We start from the raw sequence: 928 nt of genomic DNA on the forward strand, positions 1-928 counted from the left end.
CATAACCAAAACAGGTACACCTAGCGGTGATGATTGTTCTTGGTCAGTTACTTACAACTACGCGGTAGTTGATGACTGTGGAAATGAATGTCAGGAAATCAACATTACTTATAGTGGTGGTGATAATGAGGCACCTATTTTAACAGGAGTCATTCCAGTAGGAGCAACCGATATGGACCTTTGTTTTGCTGATATTCCAGTAGGACCAAGTGAAGCAGAGATAGCTCTGTTGTACACTGACAATTGTGGAGCTGTAAGTGTAACCAAAACAGGCACACCTAGCGGTGATGATTGTTCTTGGTCAGTTACTTACAACTACGTGATCGTTGATGACTGTGGCAACGATGCCAATGAGATTGACATCACATTTAGTGGTGGTGATAATGAGGCACCTATTTTAACAGGAGTCATTCCAGTAGGAGCAACCGATATGGATCTTTGTTTTGCTGATATTCCAGTAGGACCAAGTGAAGCAGAGATAGCTGCGCTATACACAGACAACTGTGGAGCTGTAAGTGTAACCAAAACAGGCACACCTAGCGGTGATGATTGTTCTTGGTCAGTTACTTACAACTATGTGATCGTTGATGACTGTGGCAACGATGCCAATGAGATTGACATCACATTTAGTGGTGGCGATAACGAGGCACCAACCGCTTCAAACCCTGATCCTATAACAGTTGCATGTATTGATGATATTCCTAATGCGGATATCACCGTAGTTACAGATGCTGCAGATAATTGTGGAGTAGCTATCGTAACACACGATGGAGACGTATCTGATGGTGATTCTTGTGAACCCACCATTACAAGAACCTATAAGGTTGCTGATGCTTGTGGTAACTTTATTAATGTGACACAAACCATTAATATCGAGTTTGAAGACTTTACACTTCCAGCAGATGAAGACAGTCAGATTGCCTGTGTA

The 928-nt window shown here is 42.3% G+C and carries 1 protein-coding gene; it reads left to right on the forward strand.

Annotated features, from left to right (window positions below):
• The coding region (locus IEV69_RS13785; protein ID WP_188443425.1) for an HYR-like domain-containing protein at window positions 1-928 on the forward strand (928 nt) is incomplete at both ends.

This window comes from Planktosalinus lacus, from assembly GCF_014640155.1.
Classification (GTDB): Bacteria; Bacteroidota; Bacteroidia; order Flavobacteriales; family Flavobacteriaceae; genus Planktosalinus; species Planktosalinus lacus.